This window comes from Pseudomonas sp. NPDC087598 (genome assembly GCF_044743525.1).
GTDB lineage: Bacteria > Pseudomonadota > Gammaproteobacteria > Pseudomonadales > Pseudomonadaceae > Aquipseudomonas.
This window is the reverse complement of record NZ_JBIUWQ010000008.1, coordinates 133,811-141,214: the sequence shown is the minus strand read 5'-3', so window position 1 is coordinate 141,214 and position 7,404 is coordinate 133,811. Positions and strand designations below refer to the sequence as shown.

Here is a 7,404-nt window from a genome sequence, read left to right as displayed (position 1 = left end):
TTTTTTTTTTTTTTTTTTTTTGGGGGGGGGGGGGGGGGCCCCGGGGGGGGCCCCCCGGGCCCGCCCCCCCCCGGGGCCCCCCATGTTGCTGATCCCCAACGACATCATCGCGTTCCATGGGCGGATACGGCCCATGACGCTGGCTTCGCTGCTGTCTTCGTTGGCGAAGTTGTAAGAGAAATCCCATTCTTCCGACAGATATTTGCACAGCAGGCGACCGGCGTTGATGTGCAACGCCTCGGACATTTCGCTGCGATGGTCGGAGATGTTCGGCAGCACGCAGATGCCGCTGGTGAAGATCGGCTCGAACACGAACGAATGACCGCTCTTGCCGTCATGTTCGTCCATCGGCTTGGTGTCGAACGTCTTGTTCATGTACGAGTGCTGCTGGGCCAGGCCGAATTCCGAGGCCATACCCGATCCGGTACCGCCGCCGGCACTGAAAATCGAGAAGTACAGGCGCGACTGGTTGGCCTTGATGCCGCAGCTGTCGATCAGGTACGAGTGAATCATTTTCCAGTCAGGGCTGGAGAAACGCTGGGTGTCCTTGTTGAGGATGATCTTCGCCAGGTACTGGCCAAGGATCGGCGCGTTACCGGCGCCACCGGCGTGGACTTCGGACAAGTCCATGATCTTCATTTTGCTGTAGTCGCGCAGGAAGCCGCTTTTCTCGCCCTTGCGCGAGAAACGGATGCGCCCGGCGATGTCCTTGTCGAGGTCGCCGAGCATCACCAGCGGCTCCACCAGAAACACCGGTTTGGTGGATTTGTTCGGGCCGATGCGCAGGTTGTTCTTGATCCACTGGGCCGGGCTGTAGCCCTTGTCGGCCAGACGCCGGTCCGCCGCACGGTCTTCGTTGTTGAATTCGTTGAGGTAGAACTTGCGCGCGTTGTACACCAGCTCCGCGACGTCGAGAGCGATGTTGGAGCCGCAGCGACCGAGGCCGATCAGGCACACCGACGGAAATTCCTGATCGTTGTGCTGTTCGTTGTCGCCTTCCAGGTGCGGCGGACGCGGGAACACCAGATCACGCAGGCCATCGAGGTTGTCGAGGATGCGGTCGGTATTGGTTTCGGTGAAGTACAGGTATTGCTGAGTCGACAGCGGGCGCGACGGGACCAATGGCTTCAACGATGACGGGCTGTTGGCGGCAGGGCTCAGGGTCAGATCGGATACCGCAGGGGCGGGATTATTTTTAGAAGTCATTGTGCGCCATATACCTGGACTGGTTGGCTCGCTGGCCAGTTGCCTGCGAACCTCACGGAATAAGATCTCGCGTCTTTATTTGCGCGAATTGAGCCCGAGCGTCAGGGACTTGGCCTGACTGTCGCTTGGGGGAATCCTTTCCTGATCGTTGATGAATCGGCCATTATTCGGCGATCTTTAATCAAAAGGAGGCTAAATGATGTCAACGCTACCTTCGTTGGGGTTCGCCGGAATCGGTCTGATGGGCTTGCCGATGTGCCGGCGCCTGCTGGCAGCGGGTTATCCGCTGACGGTGTGGAACCGTAATCCGGCCAAGTGCGCGCCACTGGTCGAGGCCGGTGCCCGACAGGTAGCCAGCCCTGGTGAACTGTGTGAACACGCCGACGTGGTGATGTTGTGCCTGGCGGACACGGCGGTGGTGCGTGAGGTGGTGTTTGGCCCGGCCGGTGTTGCCGAGGGCGCGCAGCACGGTCAGTTGCTGGTGGACTTTTCCAGTCTTGAGCCGACGGCGACCCGTGAGATGGCGGCGCAGTTGCTGGAGCAAACCGGCATGACCTGGCTGGACTCGCCGGTCTCCGGTGGCGTGGTCGGGGCCGAGGCCGGTAGCCTGGCAATCATGGTCGGTGGCGAGGTGGCGGACCTTGAGCGGGTGCGCCCGGTGCTGCTCGGTCTGGGGCAACGCGTTACGCACATGGGCGGCGTCGGCGCCGGTCAGGTGACCAAGGCCTGTAATCAGATGATCGTGGCCTGCAATGCGCTGGTAATTGCCGAGGTGGTGGCGCTGGCCGAGCAGGCGGGAGTCGATGCCAGTCTGATTGCCGAAGCGTTGGCCGGTGGTTTTGCCGATTCGAAACCGTTGCAGATTCTCGCCCCGCAAATGGCCGAAAGCCGTTTTGAACCGATCAAATGGCACGTGCGCACACTGCTCAAGGATCTTGATACGGCGGTGAAGTTTTCCCGCGAGCAAGGCTCCGCAACGCCGATCAGCGGATTGGCCGCACAATTGATGCGCCTGCACGGGGCGCAAGGCTTTTTGGCGAAAGATCCAGCGACACTGGTGCAAATGTACCGCGCGCCAGAATCAACGGATTGACCGTGTGTGAATGTTTGCGCTGATTGATTTCCTCCAGCACCGGGCGCAACTCGTCCAGCGGCACCGGGCGGCTGAGCAGGTAACCCTGAATGAAATCGCAGCCCGAACGCTCAAGGAACTCGTATTGCTCCAGGCTTTCCACGCCTTCGGTGACCACCTGCAAATGCAGGGTGTGCGCCATGACGATGATCGCCTGGACGATCTCCATGTCTGCCGTGGCTTTGGGAATATCGAGAATGAACGAACGGTCGATTTTCAGGGTGTTAAGCGGTAGTCGCTTGAGATAGGCGAGCGATGAATAGCCGGTGCCGAAGTCATCGATCGACAGCGACACACCGAGGGCGCGGATCTGCCGCAACAGCACCAGGGTGTTGGCGATGTTGCCCATCAGGGCGTTTTCGGTGACTTCCAGTTCCAGACGCTCCGGCGCGACGCCTGCGGTGCGTAATGCACTTTCGATTTCGTCCGCCAGCTCTTCCCGAGCGAGGTTCAGTGGTGAGCAGTTCCAGGCGATTTTCAGTTCTTCGCAGCCATGGCGGGACAGTTCCCCCAGATCCTTGCAGGCGCGACGCAAGACCCAGTTGTCCAGCTCGGCGATCAGACCATTGTTTTCGGCGATGCTGATAAAGCGGTCCGGGGTCAGCAGGCCATGGAGCGGATGCTGCCAGCGGATCAACGCTTCGAGCTTGGTGACCCGGCCGGTTTTCAGTTCGAAGATCGGCTGGTAATACAGCATCAGACCGTTTTCTTCGCGCAGGGCATGGCGCAGTTCTTCCTCCAGTTGCAGCTCGAAGCTGGCGCGGGTTTTGAGGTTGGAGCTGAAAAAGTGCAAGCCGTTGCGTCCCGCGCCTTTGGACTGATACAGCGCCAGATCCGCGTGTTTGAGCAGTTCCTCGCAAGTGGTGCCGTCTTCCGGATACAGGCTGATGCCGATGCTGGTGGTCATCACCATCCGGCGTCCGGCGAGTTCGATCGGCTCTTTCATTTTCAGCATGATCCGTTGCGCCATGCCGCGCGCCTCTTCACGGTCATTCAGGCCGATCAGGATGCAAAACTCATCGCCACCGAAACGCGCCACCACATCGTCATGGCTGCGCACCGAGCCTTTGATGTGATTGGCGATGACCTTGAGCAAGGCGTCGCCGGCGTCGTGGCCGAGGCTGTCGTTGATCCGCTTGAAGTGGTCGATATCGAGAAACATCACCGCGAGCATGCCGCCTTCGGTGGCTTTCTGGCTGAGCTTTTCGGCGAAGATCTGGTTGAAGCCGCGACGGTTGATCAGATTGGTCAGGGCGTCGTAATTGGCCACTTGTTGCAGCGACATGCGTGCCTGATCGAGTTGGCTGAGCAAGGCGTTGACCCGGCGCAGGTCATGTTCCTTGTTCTGCAGCTTTTTGTCGGCCAACGCTGCGCTGATTGCGCTGCCGAGGATCAGCAACGTGATCACCGCCACCGTCAGGCCCAGTTGCATATGGCCGGTTTCTGCCGCCAGGGTTGGCACGCTGCCTTCGGGCATCACCAAGTGAAGTGCGGCCATGCCGGTAAAATGCATGCTGATGATGCCGGCGCCGAGAATCAGCGCAGCGGTGTACTTGAGCATCTGATGAAAGACGCCACTGCCTTCGCGCAAGTAACCTGCGACCCACAAAGCTGCGAAACTGGCGACGATGGCAATCACGATCGACAGGCTGAACAACACGGGCTGGTAGTAAGCCGTGGCGACCGAGTGCATCGCGGCCATGCCGACGTAGTGCATGCCGGCAATGCCCAGGCCGATGACGATGGCGGTTTTCAGGTAATGCATCAGGCTGGGTAGCGCCTCGCTCAGCGTGTGCATGGCCAGCCATGAAGCGAGCAGGGCAATCAGCAGGGAAAACAGGGTGATCGGCAAGTCGTACTGAATGTCGATCGGCGCCTGGAAGGCGAGCATGCCGATAAAGTGCATGGCCCAGATGCCGCCGGCCAGGCACGTTGCGCCGATCCAGCGCCACAGTCGCTGTGAGCCGGGATCTTCAGCGTGGCCGACCCGTTCGGCCATGTCGAGGGTAGCGAAACTCGCGGCGCAAGCGACCAGATAAGCCACCAGCACCAGCAAGGGGTTGTGTGTGCATTCAAGAATGACCTGCCCGCTCTCCGGCAGCTCGGTAACAAACTGCAAACCAAGCCACTCCATAGCATGCCCCGTCTCTGAAGTCGTCCTTACTGCGTCGTCAACGCAGGCGAATGACTGGAGTATAGAGGCCGTTTTCGGGGTGCAAGCGATAGTGGCACATTGGCCCTAATGATTTTGACATTAGGCTCATAGCGATTGGCGCTAAGGGTCAGGCGCTCTTGTCGAAAGGAATCTCGGCCCAGTCGGGTTGCAGGGGCGGCAAACCGAAGCGCGCGCGGGCCTTGTCGCAGTCGACGTTCTGTTCGCCGTTTTCCCACGACGATTCGAATTCACGGCAGGGGCTGGAGCGCTGCTCATAGATCGAGCACTGCACGTTGCTGCCCACTTCACCGACCAATGCCGTGCAGCGCGGCGATTTGCAGTCGGTGCCGTTCATCGCCACCCGGCTGGGGCTGATCTGCGTGACCAGTTCATCGGGCACGGTGCCCCCGGATGAGGCGCACTCACCCCAGAAAAAAGACACGCGAAAATGGGAACAGCAGGCACCGCAATTCAGGCACGGACTGACTTCGGACATGGGGGCGGGTATCAAAGGGATTGATCGGGAGATCCGGGCGGATCCGGTCGCCATTCTAGGCTTCGCCACGAACTTGGGAAGGGGGGCGAGAAACTATTTTTTTGTGGCAAGGTTTTGCCACGAAAGCCCCGGGTTTCAAGGGACTTCAGCGTTATCAAGGGCTTACGTTTCGTTACAGTGCCATGGCCCGATATCAGGCAGACGAATGATCACAGACAGCCTCTGCCAGCCTGACTAGATTGCAGGTTCCGGGCTCGGATGCGTCGGCAGTGAAGCCCTAATAACAATAAAGAGACGGACCCATGCAGAACTCGACCCAAGCGGCGAATGCCTGGCGCATTCTGTTCCTGCTGTTCCTCGCCAACCTGTTCAACTTCTTCGACCGCACCATCCCGGCGATCATCATCGAACCGATCCGCATGGAATGGCACCTCAGCGACTTTCAGCTGGGGATCGTCGGCACGGCGTTCACCATCGTTTATGCGATTGCCGGCCTGCCACTCGGGCGCATGGCCGACACCGGCTCACGCAGCAAACTGATGGGCTGGGGCCTGGCGACGTGGAGTGCGCTGACCGCGGTCAACGGTCTGGTTGGCAGCTTCTGGAGCTTTTTGATCGTGCGCATGGGCATCGGTATCGGCGAGGCCAGTTACGCACCGGCCGCCAACTCGCTGATCGGTGATCTGTTTCCGGCCCACCGTCGGGCGCGGGCCATGGGTATTTTCATGCTCGGTCTGCCGCTGGGGCTGCTGCTGGCGTTCTTCACGATCGGCTGGATGGTCAAGGCATTCGACAGCTGGCGCGCGCCGTTCTTCATAGCCGCCGTACCGGGGCTGATCCTCGCGATCTTCATGTTTTTCATCAAGGAGCCAAAGCGCGGCGCGGCGGAAACCGTGCAGGTCTCGCAGGAGAAAGTCGACAAACCTGTCCGCCGGATCCTCGCCGTGCCGACCTTCCTGTGGCTGGTGATGGCCGGCTTGTGCTTCAACTTCGCCACCTATGCCTGCAACTCGTTCCTGGTGCCGATGCTGCAACGCTATTTCCTCATGCCGTTGCAGGAAGCGGCGGTGGCGACCGGGTTGATTGTCGGCGTGACCGGGCTGATCGGCCTGACCCTCGGTGGCTGGATCGCTGACAAGATTCACCAACGCGTGGCCAATGGACGGCTGTTGTTCGCCGCGTTCAGCCTGATCATCTCGACCCTGTGCACGGCGTGGGCGCTGCATGCCGGGCGGATCGAGATTGGCGTGTTTGTTGCGCTGTTCAGCGTCGGTTGGCTGTTTGCCTATAACTTCTACACCTGCGTGTACACGGCGATTCAGGACGTGGTCGAACCGCGCTTGCGGGCGACGGCGATGGCGTTGTTCTTTGCCGGGTTGTATTTGCTCGGCGGTGGTTTGGGGCCGGTGGTGGTCGGCGGGTTGTCGGATCATTTCGCGCATACCGCGATGCTTTCGGCGGGGGCGGAGCAGATGACCGAAGCGTTCAAGGCAGTTGGGCTGCACGACGCTATGTATCTGATCCCGGTGGCGCTGTTCTTGACCATGGTGTTTCTGTTTCTGGCGGCGCGCTGTTTTGTGCGGGATGCGCAGCGGATGAAGGAGGGGTTGGTTGCTGTCGTTGAGCCAGAGGTTGCAGCGGCGACGGCATAACCGCTTTCGCGAGCAGGCTCACTCCCACATTGGATCTCCAGCGTGAACACAATCCCTGTGGGAGCGAGCCTGCTCGCGAAAGGGCCAGTAGCATCACCGGATAAATAACAGGCAAACAAAAAGGCCCGCATTGCTGCGAGCCTTTTTGTTTTCAGCGCTGGAGCAGGGCGGTTTAGCCCGCCACCAACACTCGAATCGCTTCCAGTCGCAAAGCAGCCTTGTCCAGCATCGCCAGACCCTGCTCACGCTGTTCACGCAACGCTACCAGTTCGCTGTCACGCACGGTCGGGTTGACCGCTTGCAACGCGGTCAGGCGCGCCAGTTCTTCGTCGGTGTCGGCCGCCAGACGACGGCGTGCCTCGGCCACACGCTCGGCGTGACGCGGGGTGATCTTGTCTTCGCCGGCGTTGATCCGTGGCGTCAGTTGATCGCGCTGGGCCTGGATGAACTTGTTGGCGCTGGCACGCGGCACGCTTTCCAGTTGATCGTTGAGGGTTTCGAACGATACGCGCGCCGACAGATCGTTGCCGTTGGCATCGAGCAGGCAGCGCAGGGCGGCCGGCGGCAGGTAACGACCCAGCTGCAGCGAGCGTGGCGCAACCACTTCGCTGACATACAGCAGTTCGAGCAACACGGTGCCCGGTTTCAGCGCCTTGTTCTTGATCAGCGCGACGGCGGTGTTGCCCATCGAACCGGACAGCACCAGATCCATGCCGCCCTGCACCATCGGGTGTTCCCAGGTGATGAACTGCATGTCTTCTCG

The 7,404-nt window shown here is 60.3% G+C and carries 4 protein-coding genes and 2 pseudogenes; 2 read left to right on the top strand and 4 right to left on the bottom strand.

The genetic code is table 11. From position 1 onward, the window contains the following. Window positions 1-1,206, bottom strand: a pseudogene (locus ACIOWE_RS07250) (hypothetical protein); the annotation flags it as partial. A 196-nt stretch (window positions 1,207-1,402) separates the two neighbouring features. On the opposite strand from ACIOWE_RS07250, the gene ACIOWE_RS07245 reads away from it, so the two are divergent. Beyond that, the gene (locus ACIOWE_RS07245; RefSeq protein WP_401389163.1) at window positions 1,403-2,299 is read left to right on the top strand and encodes an NAD(P)-dependent oxidoreductase; all 897 of its coding nucleotides are present in this window, start codon (window positions 1,403-1,405) and stop codon (window positions 2,297-2,299) included. On the opposite strand, the gene ACIOWE_RS07240 is transcribed toward ACIOWE_RS07245, so the two are convergent. Then, a complete protein-coding gene (locus ACIOWE_RS07240) occupies window positions 2,190-4,472 on the bottom strand; it encodes a putative bifunctional diguanylate cyclase/phosphodiesterase (protein WP_401389160.1) in 2,283 nt (760 codons plus the stop codon). The genes ACIOWE_RS07245 and ACIOWE_RS07240 overlap by 110 nt on opposite strands. A 148-nt stretch (window positions 4,473-4,620) precedes the next feature. After that, window positions 4,621-4,989 (bottom strand): YkgJ family cysteine cluster protein, encoded by a 369-nt coding sequence (locus tag ACIOWE_RS07235; RefSeq protein WP_401389157.1) that lies wholly within the window; start codon window positions 4,987-4,989, stop codon window positions 4,621-4,623. A 302-nt stretch (window positions 4,990-5,291) separates the two neighbouring features. On the opposite strand from ACIOWE_RS07235, the gene ACIOWE_RS07230 reads away from it, so the two are divergent. Continuing rightward, the gene (locus ACIOWE_RS07230) at window positions 5,292-6,641 is read left to right on the top strand and encodes a spinster family MFS transporter (protein WP_401389154.1); all 1,350 of its coding nucleotides are present in this window, start codon (window positions 5,292-5,294) and stop codon (window positions 6,639-6,641) included. Between the two features lie 172 nt (window positions 6,642-6,813). Here the strand turns inward: ACIOWE_RS07230 and ACIOWE_RS07225 are convergent. Beyond that, window positions 6,814-7,404, bottom strand: a pseudogene (locus ACIOWE_RS07225) (RNA polymerase-binding ATPase); the annotation flags it as partial.

Excerpts from the sequence above, each read along its gene's own strand:
- ACIOWE_RS07245 (WP_401389163.1), top strand. The coding sequence starts at position 1,403 with ATGATGTCAACGCTACCTTCGTTGGGGTTCGCCGGAATCGGTCTGATG.
- ACIOWE_RS07240 (WP_401389160.1), bottom strand. The coding sequence starts at position 4,472 with ATGGAGTGGCTTGGTTTGCAGTTTGTTACCGAGCTGCCGGAGAGCGGG.
- ACIOWE_RS07235 (WP_401389157.1), bottom strand. The coding sequence starts at position 4,989 with ATGTCCGAAGTCAGTCCGTGCCTGAATTGCGGTGCCTGCTGTTCCCAT.
- ACIOWE_RS07230 (WP_401389154.1), top strand. The coding sequence starts at position 5,292 with ATGCAGAACTCGACCCAAGCGGCGAATGCCTGGCGCATTCTGTTCCTG.